Source organism: Reyranella soli, assembly GCF_007992495.1.
Classification (GTDB): domain Bacteria; phylum Pseudomonadota; class Alphaproteobacteria; order Reyranellales; family Reyranellaceae; genus Reyranella; species Reyranella soli.
The window spans coordinates 14,615-34,741 of sequence record NZ_BKAJ01000055.1; the positions used below are offsets into that span (position 1 = coordinate 14,615).

Consider the following 20,127-nt stretch of genomic DNA (forward strand, 5'->3'; position numbering starts at 1 on the left):
TGCCGATGACGAAGGAGATCTTTCGTGCGATCCGCGACAGCGTCGACGCATACATCACGGACACCACGCGCTGGCTGGTTGAAGCGCACTACCCTTTGCCCATGCCGACGGAAGACGTGACCGAGGGTGGCAAGGATATGACACCCCTACCGCGCGCGAGTTCTTCAATGCCCTCGTGTGGCACTACGGACGACGTACGTAGCGGAGCCGCCCTCCGCGCCCATCGCTCAGCTAATTCTTAAGGGCGCCCGCCCCAATTCATTTCTAGCGTTCACGAGACGCACCAGCGACTTGATGAAGCGCTCACGCTCGCCGTTGCCCAGCGCATCGATCGTCCGCTCGTGAGCCCGACGGGCCGGGCCTTCCATTTCCTTGAGCAACTTGCGGCATGCCTGCGTCGGGTAGACGTGCTTCAGCCGGCGATCCTCCTCTCCCTGTTGTCGCCGGAGCAGGCCTCGTCCGATCAACCTCGCAACGACATTGGCCAAAGTCGTCCGATCGACGCCAACCTCCTTTGCAAGCGCGCTCTGCTCGAGACCGGGCTGGGCGACGACCACGCTCAGGATGCTGTACTGCACCGGTGTGGTCTGGAAGGAAGCGCACTCGGCAGCAAAAAGAGAGAGATGAATCTGATGGAGGCGCCGAATTAGAAAGCCGGGCCGGCTGGCCAGTGGAGACGATAACAGACTTTTCATTCGGCATTCCTAGCAAGCTTTCTCGCCCCTCGCATGTGTACCAAAAGGGCCTCGGCCGAGATCCGGGCGCGCCATTGCGCAGCACGTCGGGCTTGTGGGCCAGCACTGGATCGTATCCCGATCGGCGAGGTGCGCGGCGCCGAGGCGATGGACCTCTTGAAGGCCTGGGGAACCGGCCATCCCGGCGGTGTCGGCACCCTGCACGCCGGATCTGCGCTCGCAGCGCTGCGCCGTCTCGAGCAGCTCATCCAGAAGGCCATCGTAACAGTTCCCCGCGCGCTGATCGCCGAGACCGTCGAGATCATTGCCGTGCTCGCCGGCCGCGGTGCCGCGCGGCGGCTGTCTTTCGAGACGACATCGAGCCGCACGATCTGCTGCGCGCCCCTCGCTGGCGTGGCGCACGCCAGGCCGAGCAACAGTTGGACGCGCTCGGCGGTTCGGATGGTCGACCTTCTCCTCAACGGCTTGCAGGCCAAACCCAAGGTCAGGGCTGGGGCGCAACGCCCCCCTAAGCGACCACGCGAACGACTAAGTTAAGCTGGTTGCGTTCCCCCGCAACCATCCCAACTCGCGAAGCCAAGTTGCGGATCACACGGGCGAGCGCGGTGTCGGGTGCGGCGGCCGTTCAAGTCCCAGATGATCGCGCAACGTCTTGCCCGAGTACTCCTTCCGGAACAACTCGCGTTCCACCAGGATCGGCACGACCTGATCGACGAACCGCTCGAACGGCTGGGGCGAATAGGGAGTCATTATGGCAAAGCCGTCGCAGGCACCCCTCGCGAACCAGGCCTCGAGATCGTCGGCGACCTGCGCCGGCGTACCGATCAGCACGCGATGACCCGAGCTGACTGCTGCATAATCGCGCAGCTGGCGAATGGTCATGTTGTAGCGGCGCGCAACGGATTGCAGCACGCGCGCGTGCCCCTGCATCATGGTCGAGGGCGGCAGGTCTGGCAGCGGCCCGTCGATGTCGTAGCGCGCCAGATCGATGCCGACTCGGTCGGAAAGCACGCGCATCGACGTCACGGGATCCACGAAGGCGCCCAGCTGAGAGATGATGTCGCGTGCCTCGCGTTCGGTGTCGCCGACGATTGGCGACACGCCGAGCAGGATTCTAATCGAATCGCGGGCTCTTCCAGCGGCCTCCGCGCAATCGCGCAGCTTGCCGGCGAACGCGACGGCTTCCTCCTGGAAGGACTGCGTCGCAAACACGACTTCCGCCGTTGAACCGGCGAGCTCCAGGCCGCGGTCGGAGGCACCGGCCTGGAAGATGACCGGATAGCCTTGGGGGGGCCGGCTGGCGTTGAGCGGTCCCGCAACCCGGTAATATCGGCCGACGTGGTTCAGGACGTGCAGTTTGCCGGTGTCGATGAACTGACCGGTCTGCTTGTCGGCGACGAGCGCACTGTCCTCCCAGCTGTCCCACAAGCCCTTCACGACTTCGAGATACTCCTGCGCCATGGCATAGCGCTCTTCGTGCGGCGGGTGCTTGTCCTTCGAGAAGTTGGCGGCGGCGTCGGGACTCGATCCGGTCACGACGTTCCAGCCGATGCGTCCCTGGCTGAGATGGTCGAGCGAGGCCAGTGCGCGCGCCACGTTGTAGGGCTCGGAATATGTCGTCGACACCGTCGCCACCAGACCGATCCGATCGGTGACCACGGACAACGCTCCCAGCAGGGTAAGCGGCTCAAAACGCACGACGAACATCGGCGCCGCGTCCGCGCCGGTGTTCACCGCGTCGGCGAAGAAGACGAAATCGAACTTGCCCCGCTCGGCGGTGCGGACGGCGCGCGCAACCAGGTCGAAATTCTCCTTCTCCGTTTCGGCGCCGGGCATCCGCCAACCGGCGACGTGACTGCCGACGCCATGCGACAACGACCCGAGATGCATCTGCTTCCGCATGACCCTACTCCTGCTGCTTCTGCAGAGACTTGGCCAGGAACTTCCGCGTCCGCGGATCCTGCGGCCGGGTCAGCACGTCGCGCGCCGGTCCGGCCTCTATGATGACGCCGTCGGCCATGATCGCCGCGACATCGCCGACCTGGCGCGCGAAGGCGACTTCGTGCGTCACCACGATCATGGTCATGCCAGCGCCGGCCAGCCCCTTCATGACGTCGAGGACCTCGTCGGTCAGGTGCGGATCGAGCGCCGAGGTCGGCTCGTCGAACAGCATCAGCTTGGGCTGCATGGCAAGCGCCCGCGCGATCGCAATGCGCTGCTGCTGGCCGCCCGACAGATGCCGCGGATAGGCCTTGGCCTTGTCGGCGAGGCCGACTCGTCCGAGTAGGTCGTGCGCCCGCTGCGTCGCCGCGGCGCGCCCCTCGCCTCGCACCCGCATCGGCGCATCGATGATGTTCTCGAGCACCGACATATGCGGGAAGAGGTTGAAGTTCTGGAACACCATGCCGATGTCGGCGCGTTGTCGGCTTACCTCGCGCTCGGACAGGCGGATGAACTTGTCGCCCTCCTGGCGGCAACCGATCGCCACGCCATCGAGGTGGATCATCCCGCGGTCGGGCAGCTCGATGGCGTTGATGCAGCGCAGCAGCGTGCTCTTGCCGGCGCCCGACGGGCCGAGCAGGCAGACGACGGTGCCCTGATGCGCGACAAGGTTGACGCCCTTCAGCACGACGTTGGCGCCGCGCTTCTTCCAGACGTTCGATATGCGAACGAGCGGGACGATCTCGCCGCTCGGGGTTTCGTGTACTGTCATGACTGAAGCGGGGTATGGACTTCCGCCTGCCAGCCTTTCAGGTAATGCCGCTCGATGAAGTGCTGCACCACCGAGAGGACGCTCACCATGAAGAGATACCAGAGCGCCGCGACGATCAGCAGCGGCATGGTCTCATAGGTACGGCTGTAGATCGTTTCGACTGAATGCATCAGCTCGTGCAGGGCGACGACACTGGCGATCGAGGTGTACTTCAGCATGCCGATGAACTGGTTGCCGGTCGGCGGTACGATCGCCTTCATCGCCTGCGGCAGGACGACGACGCGGAAGGTCTGCCACGGGCGATGACCGAGCGCTTTGGACGCCTCGGTCTGCCCGGCGTCGATCGACAGGAGGCCGGCCCGAATGATCTCGGCCATGTAGGCGCCTTCGTTCAGTCCCAGGCCGAGCAGCGCTGCAGTGAAGGAAGAGATGGCGGCGGTGGCCGACACCTCGAAGAATTTCGGGCCATCGAACGGAATGCCGAACGAAAGCTGAGGGAACAGCGCCGCGAGGTTGTACCAGAAGACGAGCTGGACCAGGACCGGCGTGCCGCGAAAGAACCATACGAAGCCGTGGGCGCAAAAATTGAGCAGCGGATCGCGCGACATGCGCATCAGCCCCACCAGGACGCCGACGACCACGCCGATCGCCATGACCAGCACCGTGAGCTGGATTGTCATGGCGACACCGCGCAGCACGATGGGGTCGAACAGGTAGCGTCCGACGATATCCCACTGGAAGCCGGGATTGGTGATCAGCTGGTAGGCAATCCACGCCAAGCCCACCACGACGGCGGCCAGGGCGACCCAGCGGCCCCAATGCGGTGGATCGACGATCCGCTCGGGCGAAGCGTGCGGTCCCGGCCAGTCCGGGGCCTCGGTGGCGGCGTTCGTGGTCATGACGAGCCTGTCGTTGCGGGGGCCTATTCGGCGGACTTCATCACCAGCTGAAGCGGCACCGCCGCGTTGGCGACGCCGAATTCCTCGAGGATCGCCTTGTAGGAGCCGTCCTCGATCGCACTCGCCAGCGCCAGCGCGATCGCCTTGCGCAGGGCGGCGTTGCCCTTCTCCAGGGCGATTCCAGCCGGCGAACGTTCGACGTTGGGCACGTCGCCCTTGACCAGCTCGACCTTCGGATTGACGCGCGAAATATAGACACCCTGCGGCGCGGCGGTCAGGAACGCGTCACCCCGGCCGTTCGACAACGCCAGCAAGGTTTCGGCACTACTGGGATAGAGTTGCTGGGTGATTGCCTTGCCGCCCTTCGCGACGCAGGCCTCGGACAGCTGGTTGAGCTGGCGGACCTGCACGCTGCCCTGGGTCACGACGAAGTTCATGCCGCACAGATTGGCGAGATCGGGAACAGGCTTGCCCTTGGCGATCAGCAGTACGCTGGAGGTGTCGAAGTAAGGCACCATGTCGACGGCGTTGAGCCGCTCGGGTGACATCGAGAGCTGGTTCGCGCCGACCTGATAGCGCCCCGACGAAACGCCGGGGATAATCCCCGGAAACTTCATGTCGTCGAGCTCGGGCTTCAAGCCGAGCTTGGCTGCGATCAGTTTCAGCAGGCTGATATCGATGCCGACGGCTTCGTCCTTCTCCGATCGATAGGCGAAGGGCGCCCATTGCAGCGACGTCGCGACGCGCAGCACGCCGTCGTCGCGGACCTTGGCCGGCAGCGCCGCGCGCGCGGCCTCGGCGACCTTGACCTGCTGCGCCGCAGCCAGTCCGACAGGCCAGTTGGCCAGCATACCCAGCACCACCAAGGCGCCGAGCGAGCGGCGCCGAATTCTGCAAGTCATCGTCATATCCCCTCCTTCCCCAAAAGATTCTCCCGCAGCGTCCGTCCGGTGTATTCCCGCCGGAACACGCCGCGTCGCTGTAACTCCGGTACCACCATCCGGCAAAACTGCTCGATCATCCCGGGAAAATATGTCGGCGCGACGATAAAGCCGTCGCACACGCCCGATTCGAAGACGTATTGCAAATGATCGGCGATCTGCGAAGGCGTGCCGACGATCTCGTCGTTACTGGCGTCCTTCACCGCCTCGGCGAGCGACAGACCCTTGTCCGACATCGCCTGGCGGAGGCGATCCTCAGCACCGCGAATGCCCTGGGTGCCCTGCTGGTCGGCGAGGCCTTTTTCGTCGGCGACCTTGCTGAGATCCGCGCCGAGGCTGCCCGACACGCGCGCCGCCCAGAGATCGGGCTTGATCAGGCTTCGGAGATACTCTGCGCGTTCGCGCGCGATCGACTCGGTCTCGCCGATGACGAAGGTGCTGGCCGCCAGAATTGCGCAATCCTCCGGCTGGCGGCCGAACCGCGCCATGCGGCCCTTAATATCGTCGTAGAACGCCTGCAACGCGGCAAGGCTACGCTGATCGGTGAAGATCGCCTCGGCCCAGCGCGCGGCGAAGTCACGCCCGCGGTCGGAACTGCCGGCCTGCATCAGCACCGGCCGCCCCTGCGGGCTGCGCGGCGTCGGCAAGGGCCCGCGCGTCTTGACCCATTTCCCCTGGTAGTCGACGTAGTGGACCTTCTGCGGATCAGCGAACAGTCCGGCTTCCTTGTCGAGGATGAACGCATCCGCGTCCCAGCTGCCCCACAGCGCGCAACAGGCTTCGAGCACCTCGTCGGCGCGATCGTAGCGCTCCTCGCGCGGCGGCAGGCTGCCGCCAATATTGCGCGCCTCGAGCTCGGCCGCCGAGGTGACGATGTTCCAGGCGACTCGGCCGCCGCTCATGACATCCATCGAACCCAGCCAGCGGGCGAGATGATAGGGATTGTGGAAGGTGGTCGAGAGCGTGATGCCGAGGCCGAGATGGCGGGTCTCCGCCGCCATCACCGGCAGGACTACCATCGGGTCAAGATAGCTGATCTGGCCGCCGTTTCGGACGTAGGTCTCATAGCTGCCGCCATAGATGTCGTAGATGCCAATCAAATCGGCAAAGAAGCAGCCATCGAACTTGGCCTCTTCCAGCGTGCGCGCATACTGGATGTAGCGGCTGGGCTTGAGAAAGTCATTGAGCACCGATTCCGGATGACGCCAACCGCCAACATGGCGAGCCGTCGGGCCCGTCTTGGAATAGGCAACGAGATGCATCTGACGCGTGGGCATTGCAACCAGGCCGCCTCCCTCCATTCGTTGCCGATAGCGCGGCCGTACCAGGCGATCAGCCGTAAGCATTATTATTGTACGTGTACGAACGGCTGTCGACAGTGCTGGTCGGCACGCTCCTTGCACGCCGCCTTGTGCGTGGGTGACTATCCGATCGCAATCGGCAGCTTCTCAGCGGATGCCAGACGCAGGTTGAGCCGACCCAGAAAGCGCTGCGCCAAAGCACGAGACAATTCGACGGGGGACTCTGTAGTTGGCCGCGCTGCAACGGAACAGTGCGATGAAGGTTTCGGCAAGCCAAGATCGATGCGAGCCCCCGATACATTCCGCCGCCGGCAGCAAAGCCAGGGTGTGGGCGCTATTCCCGCCGGAACTCATACTCGAAGTTCAGACGATCTCTGCAGACCGCCAGCGTGTCGCTGACGCGCCGGCAGGTCAGGCTGTTGGGCGGGCCGGTCCAGTTCGCCTGCCCCGGATTGCATTGCACCGCGGGCTGCGTCGTGCCGAGCGTGTTGTCGTTGCCGAAGCGGGCGGTGATGGGCGCGGCGCAAGTGATGGTGCCTGTGGCCGGGCACACCGCGGTCGAGCGCCGCTCGCCGCCGCCGTTGGCGCCGAAGCAGATGCGGCCCGCCTTCACGGCGCAGCGCTCCGAGCGGCCACCAATGCCGATGCTGCCCTGCGTATCCTGGCCGAGCCGCCAGCAGCCCTGCAGCATGCCGAGATCCTTCTGCGCCCACCGGTCGGCCGGTAACGGCGGCGGTGGCGGCGGCGCCTTGGCGACCGGCGGCGGCTTCGGCGGCTCAGGCGGTTTCGGTGGCTCGACCGGCTTGCACTGTGCCAGCTTCTGTTTGATGTCGGCCTCGAGTGCCGCGAGTTCGGCCGACAGGTTCCTGCCGTCGACCTTGGCGTCGTCGAGCGAGGCTTTCAGGAGCGGCGTCGGATCGGGCGGCGCCTCCGGCGCTGGTGGCGCCGGCGTCTCGATCATGCTGAGGCTGGTCGACGGCGCGACCGGCGCGCAAGCGCGCAGGAACCACGACGCGATCAACAGGGCCAGGATCAGCAGCAGGCCCATCAGCAGCGCGGCCAACCAGCGTGGCCAACCTTCCTGAGAACGCGCGGTCATTCCTCGACGATGGGTTGCTCCCGCCGAGGTTACACCTTCCACCCATGGCAGCGGCAGTGATCAATATGCGGCGGTGGCCTTCTTTGGCCCTGCCGCCGCCGGAAAAACGACGCGATCGGTCGCGTCAGACGCGACCCTTCGCGTCAGACGAACGCGACAACGTGCCGAATCTGGAAGCCGCCGAGCAGCTCCGCAGAGCGCTTCACGATGGCTTCTCGCGACGTTCCACCAAACCCGGTGACGCTCACGGCTGCCAGCATGCCATGGGTCGGATCGCTGCGCACCATGACGCCGGCCGTCACGCCCTCACCGCGCAGCGGCGCGAGCGCCGCCTCGAAGGCGAGCTGCGCTGCCTGCAATCGCAGGGCAGGCTTGTAGATCTTGCCGACGCCCGTCACCGGCATCACCGGGACAAGCACAACCTGCACCGGCACCGCCGCGCGCTCGGGCACCTCCCGGCGGCAGAACTTGCGCAGCTCCTCCGCCGTCACCTCCGCACCGGGCCGCCGCTGCACGAAGGCCATCGGCAGCTCGCCGGCATAGGCGTCGGGCAGGCCGACCGCCGCCGCCGTCTCGACGCCGGGGTGACGGGTGAGCGCTTCCTCGATGATCACGGGATCGATGTTGTGGCCGCCGCGGATGATGAGATCCTTGGAGCGCCCAGTGAGCCAGACGTAGCCGTCGGCATCGAGGCGGCCGAGATCGCCGGAGTCGAGCCATCCATCGGCCAGCACCGCCCCCTTGTCATGGCGCGGGTCGAGATAGCCCGGCGTGACCTGCGGGCCGCGCATCAGGACATGACCGATCTCGCCGGTCGGGCAATCGCCGCGGATCGTGCCATCCGGCGCGACGTCGGCAATGCGGACCTCGGTATAGGGCAGGCGAAGGCCGACCGACCCGGTGCGCCGCTCGCCATGCATGGGATTCATCGTCGAGTAACAATGCACCTCGGTCATGCCGTAGCCTTCGATGACCGGCACGCCGATCTCGCGCTCGATGCGGCGGATGAGCTCGACGGGGACGGTCGAACCGCCCGTCACGAAACACTTCAGCGAGCTGAGGTCGTGCCCGTCGCGCGGAACGTTCATGATCGCGGCCAGCGTCGTCGGCACGGCGCCGCCGACGGTGACGCGGTTGCGCTCGACGATGCTCCAGTAGTCGCGCACGACGTTGGGATTGCGCGCGCCGAGCGGCGTCGGGATCACGACCGTCCAGCCATTGGCGATCGGCGACAGGGCGCCGAACAGCGAGCCGCCGACATGGAACTGCGGCAGCGGATTGAGCAGCACCGTGCCGGGCCCGAGATCGAACACCAGCGTGTTGGTCCACGCCATCAAGGCGAGCGCACCGTGCGTGTGCTTGGCGAGCTTGGGCAGACCCGTCGTCCCGCCGGTGTGGAAGAGCGCCGCGACGGTGCTGCCGTCGATCGGCTTCGGCGCCACCAGCCGATCGCCCAGTTGATTGGCGCAGGCCTCGTCGAAGTCGATGATGCCCGCAGCGGCGGCACTGCCGCCGACCCGAAAGACCTTGAGGTCCGGAAGGACGGCGCGGATCGCCTCCACCTTCGGCCAGATGTCCGGGAAGATCGAGGCATCGACGGCAACCAGCGCCTTCGCACCGGCCTCCTTCATGATGCCGGCGATCTGCGAGGCTTCGAGGAAATAATTGACGGGATTGGCGACTGCCGCGATCTCCGCGCCCCACAAGGCGAAGAAAGTCTGCGGCACGCTCGGCATCAGCAGCGTGACGGTATCCTGAGGCCCGACGCCATGGGCGCGCAGCATATTGGCCGTCTGGATGACGCGGCGCTGCAGCTCTTCGAACGTGACGTCCCGTACGGCGTCGTCCGGACCGGTGCCGGACAGATAGCGCAAGGCCACGCGACCGGCGTTCTCGCGGGCGGCATGGGCCAGCAGGTCCGCCACGCCGGTGTAGCGGATGCGCTCGGCTGCCGGCACCTTCTCGAGTTCGACGATGTCGGCGTGGCTGCGGACTTTCATCGGCCTGTTCCCCGGATTGACGTCAGTCCGCCGCCGCAGCCTTCTTGGGTCCCTCGGCGGCCGGAAAGATGACGCGATCGTCGGTGCGGCAGTAGCGGTCGGCGAACATACGGCCGATCGGATGGTACTTCTCCATGTGCACGCGCATCGCCTTGGGATCCCACAGCTCGTCGCGGATGTGGAAGCGCAGCCCCTCGCCCATGATCAACTGGCGGTCGTCCTTGACGTTGATGACCTGCCAGGTGTTGCACTCCATCGACCACGGCGCGTCGGCGAGCCTGGGCGGCTTGATGTCGACCGAGGGGGCGAGCTTGAGACCGAGATAGTCCGGCTCGCCGACGTCGGGCGGAAAGTCGCCGCTCGAATCGTGCATGGCCCGCGCCAGCGGCTCGTCGGTCAGGTTGACCACGAACTCACCGGTGCGCTTGATGTTGGTCCAGGTGTCCTTGATGCGCCCGTCCGGCCGCTTGTTGACGGCGAACATCACGATCGGCGGATCCTCGGCGAAAACGTTGAAGAAGCTGAACGGCGCGGCATTGACCGTGCCGTCAGGGCCTATCGTGGTCACCCAGGCGATCGGCCGCGGCAGCACGAAGGCGGTGAGGATCTTGTAACGGTCGTGATCGTTCACGTCGGAGACGGCGTATTGCATCTAAGGATCCTCAGTTACTCGGTTCGACCTTCACGCCGGTGCGCTCGACGATCAGCTTGTAGTGTTCGGGGCGGCGATGCTTGGCGAAGTTGAAGGTGGTGTTGCGGATGTATTCGCCGAGCTCCATGTCGCAATCGTAGGAGACGACCTCGTCCTCCTCGGTGTTCGACTTGGCGACAATCTCGCCGGTCGGTGCCACGATGGCCGTGCCGCCGTGCAGCCAGAAGCCGTCCTCCTTGCCCGCCTTGGCGGTGGCCACGACCCAGATGCCGTTCTGGTAGGCCGCCGCCTGGATCGACAGGTTGTGGTGGAACACCCGCAGGTAGGGCGGCTCCTTGGGCGCATAGACGTTGTCGGTCGGCGTGTTATAGCCCAGCACCACCATCTCGGCGCCCTTCAGCCCCATGACGCGGAACGTCTCGGGCCAGCGCCGATCGTTGCAGATGCATTGGCCGACGATGATGTCGTCCTTGAACATCTTCCAGACATTGAAGCCGAGATCGCCGACCTCGAAGTACTTCTTCTCGAGGTGCTGGTAGGGCGATGCCGGCCGGTGCTCGGCATGCCCCGGCAGATGGACCTTGCGATACTTGCCGACGGTGCGGCCGTCCGGCCCGACCAGGATCGAGGTGTTGAAGCGCCGGGTCTTGCCCTCTTCCTCCGTGAGCTCGGCATAGCCCAGGTAGAAACCGATGCCTTTGGATCGCGCCAGCTCGAACAGCGGCAGCGTCTCGGGACTCGGCATCTGCGCCTCGAAATACTTGTCGACCTCGGCCTGGTCCTCCATCCACCAGCGCGGGAAGAAGGTGGTGAGCGCGAGCTCGGGGAACACCACGAACTTCGAGCCGCGCGAATCGGCCTCCTTCAGCATCTCGACCAGGCGAGCGACCACGCTCTTGCGGCTGTCGGCGCGGTGGATGGGGCCGAGCTGGGCGGCGGAGACTTTTAGACGACGGGACATTCTGCTCTCACCTATGGAATATGACGCTCCGGACTCATCCGTCCATGCAGGACACGGACAATAACGAGCTCACGGCGTGTCAGCCTGTAAAACACGATATGGGAGCCATGCACAATGCTTCGGTACCCCTGTCCTATTTCGTCACGTCGACGGCCGATTTCCGGCTGCCTTGCTAGGACAACAAAGCGTTCGTGCAGGCCGTCGACATAGCGCGTCATCTGTCGCTCGCCCCAATTCCTCTGCCTTGGGCAAGATGACGATGCGCAGCACGACCTATCCGCGCTTACGTACTCGCGCTCGAGCCTTGTCCTTGATGGCCTCCGGGTCCCATGAAACCGGCGGACCGCTCTCTTCTCCTTCTCGGATGAGCCGCCTCAGAGCGCGGAGCTGAACCTTTCGGTCCGCTTCCCTCTCTTGCAGAACGCGCAACGCCTCGCGGATGACCTCACTGGCGTTGTTGTAATCACCGGTCTTCACCTTCGCCTTCACGAAACCCTCGAGCTTCGGTGTGAGCGAAATGTTCATATCGTCACCATGCTAAAGTTTGTCAAAGTTTAGCATGGTGACAATTATCGTCCAGAAAACTCCAAGCCATCAGCCGGGCATCATCGGCAGGTCGGTATCCGCCGGCTTCCTGCCCGCCTGGGTCAACATGCAATGAATCTGCCCGCGATGATGGGTCTGGTGATTGAAGAAATGCGACACGAGCAGCCAGCGTGGCGCCGACATCTCGCGCCCCAGGCTCGGCGAGAAGTGGGTGTGCGTGCCGGCCAACCAATCCGCATTGATGCCGTCCACCCATCCCACGATCTCCGCGTCGAAATCGCGGCGTCGGCTCTCGAGAGACGTCCAATCGCGATACTGCGCGGTCAACTCCGCCAAGGGCACCGGCGGCGGCGTGCTGCGAAAGCGGCTCATCCAGGTCTGGTCGGCCCACAGGAGATGGCACATCGTCCGGTGGATCGAGCCGAAGAAGGCGCCGCGCTCGCGCTGGCGCTCCTCGTCGGTAAGGCCGTCGGCGGCGCCGTAAAGATTCTCGTTCTGCCAACGATTGTAGAGCGCCATGCGCCTTACATAGTCGACACCGATCATCAGAACAGCGGTTTCAGGCCGAAGCGGGACATCGACTGCAGCTCCGGCGCCGTCTGGCCCTGCGGCTTGGCCGAATCCGGCGAGGCGCACGGCAGGAACTGGCCCGAGCCGCGCGCGGCGTTGAGCTTGCCGTCCTCGACCACGACGCGGCCACGGCTCACCACGGTGATCGGCCAGCCCTTGATCTGGCGACCCTCGTAGGGCGAATAGCCGACATTGTCGTGCAGGTCCTTCCAGCGGATCGTCACGTCCTTGTCGGCGTCCCAGATCGCGAAGTCGGCATCGGAGCCGACGGCGATCGTGCCCTTCTTCGGGTACAGGCCATAGAGCTTGGCGTGATTGGCGGAGGTCAGGGCCACGAACTGCTGCAGGGTGATGCGGCCCTTCTGGACGCCTTCGGAGAACAGGATGGGCAAGCGGATCTCCAGGCCCGGCACGCCGTTGGCCATCTCCTTGAAAGTCGTCTTGTCGCCCTTGGGGATCTTGCCCTTCTCGTTGAACTGATAGGGCGCATGGTCCGACGAGAAGGTCTGGAAGGTGCCGTCCTTCAGCGCCGCCCACACCGCCTCCTGGGCTTCCGAATCGCGCGGCGGCGGGCTGCAGCACCACATGGCGCCCTCGACGCCGGGCTTGTCCATGTCGTCGGCCGTCAGCGCGATATACTGCGGGCAGGTCTCGCCGAAGATCTTCAGCCCCTTCTTCTGCGCCTGGCGCAGCGTATCGATGGCCTCGATCTCCGACATGTGCACCAGCAACAGCGGCGCATCGACCAGGCGCGCCAGCGAGATCGCGCGGTTGGTCGCCTCGGCTTCGGCGACGCGGGCATGGGCGATGGCGTGGAACTTGGGCGCGACATGGCCCTGGTCCACGAGATGATGCGCCAGCCACTGGATCATGTCGTGGTTCTCGGCATGCACCATCACCAGCGCCCCGTCGCGCCGCGCCAGGGCGAGAATGTCGAGGATCTGGTAGTCGCTGACCTTCATCGCGTCGTAGGTCATATAGATCTTGAACGACGTGTAGCCGTCCTTGATCAGCGCCGGCAGTTCCTGCCCCAGCACCTGCTGGGTGGGATCGGTGATGATGAGATGGAAGGCATAGTCGATCACCGCCTTGGGCGTCGCCGCCTCGTGATAGTCCTTCACCACCTGGCGCAGCGACATGCCGCGATGCTGGGCGGCGAACGGGATCACTGTCGTCGTCCCGCCGAACGCGGCCGACACCGTGCCCGTATAAAAGTCGTCGGCGCACATCACACCCATGCCCGAGCGCTGCTCGATATGGCAATGGCTGTCGACGCCGCCCGGCAGCACGAACTTGCCCCCGGCATCGATCTCGCGCGTGGCAGTGCCCTTCACATCGGCGCCCAGGGCGGCGACCTTGCCGTCCTTGACGGCGATGTCGCCTTCGCTCTGGCGCTCGGCGGTGACGATCTTGGCGTTGCGGACGATCAGGTCGTAATCAGCCATTACCCCTACTCCGCCGCGACCTTGGCGCCGCGACCGGCGACGGCGAGCCTGCGCTCCAGGCGCGCGATCAGATTGTCGAGCTCGGCGCGATCGGTCGCGGTCAACGACGATCCGGGCGCGCGCTGCTTCGGGCTCTTGATGGCGCCGCGGCGGAACAGCACCTCCTTGCGCAACGCCAGGCCGATGCCGAGCTGCTGCTCATGGCGCACCAGCGGCAGGTAGATGTCGAACAGGTCTTCCGCCTCCTCCATCTTGCCCTTGGCCGCGAGGTCGCAGACCTCGACCAGCATCTCGGGCCAGGCGAAGCCGGTCATGGCGCCGTCGGCGCCACGGCGCAGCTCCTGCGGCAGGTAGAGGCCGCCATTGCCAACCAGGATCGAGACGCGCCGGCGACCCGGCTTCTTCTCGCCCTCGCGCACGCGCGTGAGCTTGGCGAGACCCGGCCAATCCTCGTGCTTCAGCATGACGAGCTGCTTGAAGTCGTCGACCAGCCGCTCGAACACCGACGGCGCGAGATAGACTCCCGTGCTCTGCGGATAGTCCTGGTAGACGACGGGAATGTCCGGCCCCAGCTCCTTGAAGACCTGCGCGAAGTAATTGTAGACGCCCTCGTCGCCCTTGAGACCCGGCGGCGGCGCCACCATCACGCCCGACGCGCCCGCGATCATCACCTCGTGGCTCAGCCGGCGCACGTTCTCGAGGCCGGCATGACTGACGCCGACGATGATCTGCCGGCCCTGCGATCGCTGCACGACGCGGTCGACAACCGAAAGCGATTCCTCTGCCGTCAGCTTGGGCGCCTCGCCCATGATGCCCAAGAGGGTGAATCCCGTTACACCGCAGCCCAAATAAAAATCGGTCAGCGAATCGACGCTGTTGAGATCGAGCGCGCCTTCATCGGTGAATGGCGTGGCGGCGATGATGAACACGCCCTTCGCCTGTTCGTTCAGTTTTCCGGCAGACATGACTTCCGCTCCTCGGCGCGTTTCTTGCTGCGATCATGCCACCGGCACGGCGCTTGTCGAGCGCTGCAGCGTCGGCCAGTGTTCTATCCCGCGAAGGGGGCTGTCTAAAAGACATGGCGAGGCATATCGCCCATCGATTGATGATTTCACTGCCGGTTTTGCTCGGTGTGTTGCTGATCGGCTTCCTGCTGCTGCAGGTCGTGCCGACCGATCCGGCGACCGTCGTGGCCGGTCCGACGGCGACCAAGGCCGAGGTCGCCGCCATCCGCCAGCAGCTCGGCCTCGACGAGCCGCTGTGGATCCAGTTCGGGCGCTATCTCGGCCGCGTGCTGCAGCTCGATCTCGGCCGGTCGATGATCTCCAACCGGCCCGTGGTCGACGAGATTGCGCTCACTTTCTGGCCGACCGTCGAATTGATGCTGGCCTGTCTCGTCTGGGCGGTGCCGCTCGGCATCGCGCTCGGCACGCTGGCGGCACGCCGTCGCGGTACGCTGATCGATCGCGCCATCATGGCGCTGTCGGTGATGGGCGTGTCGGTGCCGGTCTTCTGGGTCGGCCTGCTGCTGATCCAATATGTCGGCGGCGCGGGCCTGCTGCCCTTCCAGGGGCGCAACGGGCCGATTTGGACGCCAGCGGGCTTCCTCAGCATCATCCTGCCCGCCGTGACCCTGGGCGCGGTGTTCGTCGGACCGGTGGCACGCATGACACGCACGTCATTGCTCGAAACGCTCGGCGCCGACTATGTGCGCACGGCACGCGCCAAGGGCGCCTCGGACTGGCGCGTCACTATCCGTCACGCATTGCGGAACGCCATGATCCCGGTGGTGACGCTGGTCGGCCTGCAGATCGGCTTCCTGCTGGGCGGCTCGATCGTCACCGAAACCATGTTCGCCTGGCCCGGCGTCGGCCGCATGGCCGTCGGCGCCATCACCTCGAGCGACTTCCCGCTGGCGCAGGGTGCGATCCTTATCCTCGCCGTGGGGTTCATGATGATCAATCTGGCCGTCGACGTGCTGTACGCCTACCTCGATCCAAGGATCGCGAGGTCATGATATCTTCCGGACCGCGCGCTTCCAGCGCGCTCATGAATCCGAGCGCGCAGGATGCGCGCGGTCCGGAAGAGCATGAGCGCTCCCGATGACCGACGCCACCCTCTCCCTGCAAAGCGAGGCCGACCAGCGAGCCATCGCCGCGATCCGGCGCAAGAACGCCGTGTGGCGCCGCATCCTGCGCGATCCGGCGGCGGCCGCGGCGGCGATCTTCCTGTTCGTCATCGTCGCCGCGGCGATCCTGGCGCCTCTGATTGCGCCGCACGATCCCTACGCCAGCAACATGCGCCTGCGTTTCTGCAAGCCGCTCGGCGACCGCTGCCCGACCTTCCTTCTGGGGGCAGACAACCAGGGCCGCGACATGCTGAGCCGCATCCTGTTCGGCCTGCGCGCCACCCTGGGCATGGGCGTGATCGCGGTCGCCGTCGGCGGCGGCCTCGGCGCCCTGATCGGCCTCAGCGCCGCCTACTTCAAGCGCCTCGACACGCCGCTGATGCGCCTGGTCGACGTGCTGCTGTCCTTCCCCTCGATTCTGTTCGGCCTCGCCATCGCCGCCGTGCTGGGCACCGGCCTGTTCTCCCTGGTGATCGCGCTCTCGGTCGCCGCCGTGCCGTCGATCGCCCGCATCGCCCGCGGCGCGGCACAGTCGATCATGCAGCAGGAATACATGGAGGCCGGCCGCGCCGTCGGCCTGGGCGACGCCGCCCTGATCTGGCGTTACTTGGCGCGCAACTGCTGGCCGACCATCCTGATTTACATGACGCTGCAGCTCGGCCAGGCGATCCTTTTGGGCGCCGCCCTCTCCTTCCTCGGCCTCGGCGCCCAGCCGCCAACGGCAGAGTTGGGCAGCATGGCGGCCGACGGCCGCAAGTTCCTGCAGATCGCGCCCAACGTCTCGACCTTCCCCTGTGCGGCGATCTTCCTCGTCGTTCTCGCATTCAACGTCCTGGGCGACGCGCTGCGCGATGCCCTCGATCCCAAGCTCAGGCAATAAGGAGGCTTTTAGGCATGTCCAATCGTTTGCTTCTCGCGGCGCTCGCCGCGACCGCCATCGGCGCGGCGGCGCCGGCGATGGCGCAGAAGACCGTGACCATCGTGCGCGAGATCGACACCGACCGCTACGATCCGCACAAGTCGACCGCCCGTTCCGGCGCCGAGGTCATGTACATGATCGGCGACACGCTGGTGAACCTCGACTACGACATGAAGACGCTGAAGCCCGGGCTCGCCACCAGCTGGACGATGTCGCCCGACGGCCTCACCTACACCTTCAAGCTGCGCGACGACGTGAGCTTCTGCAGCGGCAAGAAGATGACCGCCAAGGACGTGGTCGCGACCTACGAGCGCTGGCTCGATCCCGAGACCAAGGGCCTGGTGAAGTGGCGCATGGGCGAGGTCGACAAGATCACGGCCGTCGACGACACCACGGTCGAGTACAAGCTCAAGAAGCCGTTCTCCGAGCTGCTCTACCAGATGACGCAGTACTTCCACACCATCCTGAACGTCGACCAGGTCAAGCAGCTGGGCGCCGACTTCGGCGTCAAGGGCGTCGACGGCACCGGCCCGTTCTGCTTCGAAAGCTGGACGCCGCGCGATTCGACGGTGCTCACCAAGCACAAGGGCTACAAGTGGGGCCCCTCCTACTATGACGTGACCGAAGCCCAGGTCGACAAGGTGATCTGGAAGGTCGTGCCCGAGGAGAATACCCGCGTGACCGCCCTGCAGGCAGGCCAGGCCGATGCCAGCCAGTACGTACCATACTGGTCGATCAAGGAGCTGCAGGCCAACAAGTCGCTGTCCGTGACCAAGGCCGAGAACTTCTTCTGGACCTACTTCATCGGCTTCAAGGTCGACAAGGAGCTGATGAACGACGTGCGCGTGCGCAAGGCGATGAACCTCGCCGTCGACCAGAAGGCGATCGCCGAGGCCGTCACCTTCGGCCTCGCCGAGCCGGCCTCGACCCTGCTGATGCCGGGCGTGCTCGATTTCAACGACAAGGTCGACCGCGCGGTCTACGGCGAGAACGTCAAGGAGGCCGAGAAGCTTCTGGACGAGGCCGGCTGGAAGAAAGGCTCCGACGGCTTCCGCTACAAGGACGGCAAGAAGCTGGCGCCGATCGTCTATGGCATCTCCGGCGCCTTCAAGGAGATCGCCGAGGCCGTGCAAGGCGACCTGCGCAAGGTCGGCATCGACCTGCAGATACAGCTCTTCGACTCGACCGTGGCGTGGGGCAAGCTCGCGACCCAGGAGTTCGACGCCTTCGGCATGAGCTTCCCCTATGTCAGCGCCGGCGATGCGTTGAACCTCTACTTCCGCTCGGCCAACACGCCGACGCCCAACCGCATGAACTGGAAGGACAAGGAAACCGACGAGCTTCTGGACAAGGGCTCGACCGCGACCGACGACAAGGTGCGCGCCGAGGCCTATGCCGCGGTCCAGCAGAAGGTGCATGACGCGGCGGTGTGGATCCCGCTGTTCCACGAGCCGCTGTTCGTCGTCGCCGGCTCCAAGCTGAAGCCCATCCGCGCCCACGGCAACTACGGCTGCGGCCTCAACAAGGGGCTGGGCATCGCGTTCAAGTAGGCGAGACGGTCCTTACCCCTTCATGTTCCTCTCCCCCGCTAGGGGGAGAGGTTAGGTGAGGGGGAATCGACGTGCGTAACCCCCTCACCCAGCCTCTCCCCCTAGCGGGGGAGAGGAGGCATGAGGGAAAAGAGCGAAGTCAAGAGTGACGAAAGTGAATCTCCGGAGGAACGTACTCCCATGACCAAGACCACCAAGATCTCCGACCTCGACCATGTCGTGGCCTGGGACGAATCCGAGCGCCGGCACGTCTATGTCGATGGCGGCGACCTCGTGTTCAAAGGCAACGAGATCGTCCATGTCGGGCCGGGCTACACTGGCACGGCCGACGCCACGATCGACGGCAAGGGATTCATGGCGATCCCGGGCTTCGTCAACGTGCACAGCCATCCCTTCTCCGAGCCCGCCAACAAGGGCCTGACGGAGGAGTATGGCAGCGACAAGCTCGGCCAAAGCTCGCTCTACGAATACCTGCCGGTGTTCGGCCTCGATGCCGAGGATGCGGGACCCTCGACCATGGTGGCGATGTCGGAGCTCCTGAAGAGCGGCGTCACCACCATCTCCGACCTGTCGATGAGCCGCGACGGTTGGGTCGACGATCTCGCGGCGACGGGCATTCGCGCCGTGGTCTGCCCGATGATGCGCCAGGGTTACTGGTACACCAAGAACGGCCATACGGTGGAATACGCCTGGGACGAGAAGGCCGGCGAGAAGGCCTTCGCGGCCGCGATGAAGACAATCGACGAGGCCACGAAGCATCCCAGCGGCCGCATCTCCGCCATGGTCGGCCCCTCGCAGATCGACACCTGCAAGGAGGGCTACTTCAGGGAGGCACTGCAGGAAGCCAAGCGGCGCAACATCCCGATGCAGACGCACGCCTGCCAGGCCGTCGTCGAGTTCTATGAGATGGTGCATCGACACGGCAAGACGCCCATCGAATGGCTCGATTCGATCGGCGTGCTCGGGCCCGACCTGGTGATCGGCCACGGCATCTTCCTGAGCGACCATCCGCAGATCCATTATCCGCACGCCAACGACTTCGAGCTGCTGCGCGACTCCGGCGCATCGGTGGCGCACTGCCCGACCGTATTCGCGCGCCGCGGTATGGTGCTGAACTCGATCGGCCGCTACATGAATGCCGGCATCACCGTCGGCATCGGCACCGACACCTTCCCGCACAACATGGTCGATGAGATCAGGCTCGCCTGCTACGTCGCGCGCGTCTTCACCAGCAACTACAAGATGGGCACCACGCGCCACGCCTTCGAGGCGGCGACCGTGGGCGGTGCCAAGATCCTGCGCCGGCCCGACCTCGGCCGCCTGGCGCCGGGCTGCAAGGCCGACTTCTCGCTGGTCGACATGAGCCATCCCTACATGCAGCCCGCGCACGAGCCGGTCAGGAGCCTGATCTACTCGGCGAGCGAGCGCGCCATCCGCCACGTCTATGTCGACGGCGCGCAGGTCGTGAAGGACGGCAAGGTGCTGACGGTCGACGTCGATGCTGCGACCCAGGGCCTGATCGAAGGCCAGCGCAAGCGGCTCAAGACCGTGCCCCAGCGCGACTGGGCCGGCCGCACCGCCGACCAGCTGGCGCCGCCGGTCTACGGGACGAAGGATCGCCTGCCCCAGTCGAGGCCGGTGACTTGATTCATTTCATGCCGGACCGCGGGCCTCCAGGCCCGCATCATGATCATGAGCGGGCCTGGAG

The 20,127-nt window shown here is 65.4% G+C and carries 18 protein-coding genes and 2 pseudogenes; 5 read left to right on the forward strand and 15 right to left on the reverse strand.

Annotated elements, in window-relative coordinates; all coding sequences use genetic code 11:
* Positions 1-227: 227 nt before the first annotated feature.
* Complete coding sequence (locus RSO01_RS16465) at positions 228-695, reverse strand: MarR family winged helix-turn-helix transcriptional regulator (RefSeq protein WP_147150209.1); 468 nt, start codon at positions 693-695, stop codon at positions 228-230.
* Positions 696-800: 105 nt separating this feature from the next.
* Here RSO01_RS16465 and RSO01_RS16470 point away from each other — a divergent pair.
* Positions 801-1,040 (forward strand): annotated as a pseudogene (locus RSO01_RS16470) (ATPase, T2SS/T4P/T4SS family); the annotation flags it as partial.
* 243 nt (positions 1,041-1,283) lie between these two features.
* Here the strand turns inward: RSO01_RS16470 and RSO01_RS16475 are convergent.
* From RSO01_RS16475 to RSO01_RS16540, 14 genes and pseudogenes are all read right to left on the reverse strand, one after another.
* Positions 1,284-2,597, reverse strand: a complete 1,314-nt coding sequence (locus tag RSO01_RS16475) for an LLM class flavin-dependent oxidoreductase (RefSeq protein ID WP_147150210.1) — start codon at positions 2,595-2,597, stop codon at positions 1,284-1,286.
* Between the two features lie 4 nt (positions 2,598-2,601).
* Positions 2,602-3,408 (reverse strand): amino acid ABC transporter ATP-binding protein, encoded by an 807-nt coding sequence (locus tag RSO01_RS16480; RefSeq protein ID WP_147150211.1) that lies wholly within the window; start codon positions 3,406-3,408, stop codon positions 2,602-2,604.
* Positions 3,405-4,307 (reverse strand): amino acid ABC transporter permease, encoded by a 903-nt coding sequence (locus RSO01_RS16485; RefSeq protein WP_147150212.1) that lies wholly within the window; start codon positions 4,305-4,307, stop codon positions 3,405-3,407. The genes RSO01_RS16480 and RSO01_RS16485 overlap by 4 nt, the downstream gene beginning before the upstream one ends.
* A 23-nt stretch (positions 4,308-4,330) precedes the next feature.
* On the reverse strand, positions 4,331-5,209 hold the full coding sequence (locus RSO01_RS16490) for a transporter substrate-binding domain-containing protein (protein WP_170303116.1): 879 nt from the start codon (positions 5,207-5,209) through the stop codon (positions 4,331-4,333).
* A 2-nt stretch (positions 5,210-5,211) separates the two neighbouring features.
* Entirely contained in the window at positions 5,212-6,651 is a 1,440-nt protein-coding gene (locus tag RSO01_RS16495) for an LLM class flavin-dependent oxidoreductase (protein WP_246158480.1), read from the reverse strand.
* Positions 6,652-6,883: 232 nt separating this feature from the next.
* A complete protein-coding gene (locus RSO01_RS16500; protein ID WP_147150214.1) occupies positions 6,884-7,648 on the reverse strand; it encodes a hypothetical protein in 765 nt (254 codons plus the stop codon).
* A gap of 143 nt (positions 7,649-7,791) precedes the next feature.
* Complete coding sequence (locus tag RSO01_RS16505) at positions 7,792-9,648, reverse strand: acyl-CoA synthetase (protein WP_147150215.1); 1,857 nt, start codon at positions 9,646-9,648, stop codon at positions 7,792-7,794.
* A 22-nt stretch (positions 9,649-9,670) separates the two neighbouring features.
* Positions 9,671-10,300 (reverse strand): flavin reductase family protein, encoded by a 630-nt coding sequence (locus RSO01_RS16510; protein ID WP_147150216.1) that lies wholly within the window; start codon positions 10,298-10,300, stop codon positions 9,671-9,673.
* Between the two features lie 10 nt (positions 10,301-10,310).
* Positions 10,311-11,261 (reverse strand): N-carbamoyl-D-amino-acid hydrolase, encoded by a 951-nt coding sequence (locus tag RSO01_RS16515; protein WP_147150217.1) that lies wholly within the window; start codon positions 11,259-11,261, stop codon positions 10,311-10,313.
* Between the two features lie 11 nt (positions 11,262-11,272).
* A pseudogene (locus RSO01_RS49880) lies at positions 11,273-11,485 on the reverse strand (type II toxin-antitoxin system RelE/ParE family toxin); the annotation flags it as partial.
* A gap of 49 nt (positions 11,486-11,534) precedes the next feature.
* Entirely contained in the window at positions 11,535-11,786 is a 252-nt protein-coding gene (locus RSO01_RS16525) for a type II toxin-antitoxin system ParD family antitoxin (RefSeq protein ID WP_147150219.1), read from the reverse strand.
* Between the two features lie 69 nt (positions 11,787-11,855).
* The gene (locus tag RSO01_RS16530; RefSeq protein ID WP_147150220.1) at positions 11,856-12,353 is read right to left on the reverse strand and encodes a DinB family protein; all 498 of its coding nucleotides are present in this window, start codon (positions 12,351-12,353) and stop codon (positions 11,856-11,858) included.
* The gene (hydA, locus tag RSO01_RS16535; protein WP_147150221.1) at positions 12,353-13,822 is read right to left on the reverse strand and encodes a dihydropyrimidinase; all 1,470 of its coding nucleotides are present in this window, start codon (positions 13,820-13,822) and stop codon (positions 12,353-12,355) included. Before hydA ends, RSO01_RS16530 begins: the two co-directional genes overlap by 1 nt.
* Before the next feature lie 5 nt (positions 13,823-13,827).
* Positions 13,828-14,787, reverse strand: coding sequence for a dihydrodipicolinate synthase family protein (locus RSO01_RS16540; RefSeq protein ID WP_147150222.1), 960 nt, complete (start codon positions 14,785-14,787; stop codon positions 13,828-13,830).
* A gap of 113 nt (positions 14,788-14,900) precedes the next feature.
* Between RSO01_RS16540 and RSO01_RS16545 the strand changes: the two genes are divergently transcribed.
* From RSO01_RS16545 to RSO01_RS16560, 4 genes are all read left to right on the forward strand, one after another.
* Positions 14,901-15,839 (forward strand): ABC transporter permease, encoded by a 939-nt coding sequence (locus RSO01_RS16545; protein ID WP_147150223.1) that lies wholly within the window; start codon positions 14,901-14,903, stop codon positions 15,837-15,839.
* Between the two features lie 85 nt (positions 15,840-15,924).
* Positions 15,925-16,830: an ABC transporter permease gene (locus RSO01_RS16550; protein ID WP_147150224.1), complete on the forward strand. Its 906-nt coding sequence runs from the start codon at positions 15,925-15,927 to the stop codon at positions 16,828-16,830.
* Between the two features lie 14 nt (positions 16,831-16,844).
* Positions 16,845-18,419, forward strand: coding sequence for an ABC transporter substrate-binding protein (locus RSO01_RS16555; protein WP_147150225.1), 1,575 nt, complete (start codon positions 16,845-16,847; stop codon positions 18,417-18,419).
* A gap of 180 nt (positions 18,420-18,599) precedes the next feature.
* A complete protein-coding gene (locus RSO01_RS16560) occupies positions 18,600-20,066 on the forward strand; it encodes an amidohydrolase family protein (protein ID WP_147150226.1) in 1,467 nt (488 codons plus the stop codon).
* Positions 20,067-20,127 lie beyond the last annotated feature (61 nt).